Raw genomic sequence first — 1,045 nt, 5'->3', positions numbered from 1 at the left:
TACTGAAGATCCAAGCTTTTTTGTGCGGACTCGATGAGAGAAGTACGAGCAAGAAGGGCATCGTGTCCTTGGTTGAGCGGGTAAAAGCCAGTGATGGTTTTAGGATCTTCGCCATAAGCTTCAAAGTAATGAGCCAGAACCGAATCTTGTTGATAGCCGAAATGAAAAGTTGTGGATTTCTCACTTGGCTGATTTGATTCGATTGATGAGCATGCTGAAAGCACTGAGAACATGGATGCGAAAATGAATTTGGAGAGCGTATGTAACAATGCACATTTCCTTGTCTTACAAAACCTTACTGTATTGAAGTATAGACATAAGTGCTTTCAACGTGCAGTTATCGCGGCTAAAGAACGAGTGTTTAGTCAAGTAAATCCATGAAGTGAGATCATACTGCGGGAAGAAAGCGGTATTGGGCGCGTTTTTCTCCTAATTTCAGTTTATTTTTATGGCGCACAAAATCATTTATTTTACTTATGTTTCTTGTTGTATTGGTCATTATCACTAATATCTGGCGATAATAACCAATAGCGCTCTGTAATAAATCAATTGAAATATATAACCATATGAATTTATTGAGGTAAATGTTTGGCACAGCGTTTGCCTAGAGACAAAAGAAGTAAGTCAGCATAACTTGCGGATCTGGTTAATTTTTTGTTAATTTTATTAACTTTGAATAGATAGTTATTTGTGGCTAGTCACCACAGAAAAACGCAGCTCTCTCACTGTACTTGAAATTGGCCTAAGCAAGTAGGCAACGAACACGGGTTCCTAGCCTTGAACTGCATGATTTCGTTTCAAGTTAGTTGAATGATGTAACGGCCACACACTATGTTGTTAGTCGCTACAGAAGTACAAATATCTTCGTCTATTTCAGATGCAATGAACTCACCGATTGCTCACAGGGAGTACTTGCTAACTCATTGAGCATTATGCTTTTTGATGTCGCATTTAGGTTGAAAAACCAACACGAGCATTCGGCTGAATACAACAATAAAAAAGGATTTTCGATGTTAGCAAAACCCATAGTACGTTGGCTCTTACC

Annotated in this window: 1 pseudogene; it reads right to left on the bottom strand. The window is 38.7% G+C overall.

What is annotated here, in order from left to right:
• Positions 1–269 (bottom strand): annotated as a pseudogene (locus R8N28_RS27020) (phospholipase D family protein); the annotation flags it as partial.
• Positions 270–1,045: the final 776 nt, after the last annotated feature.

It is taken from the genome of Vibrio sp. Vb1554 (genome assembly GCF_033344235.1).
Note: the sequence above shows the minus strand (reverse complement) of the source record. Positions and strands in the feature narration are given on the sequence as shown.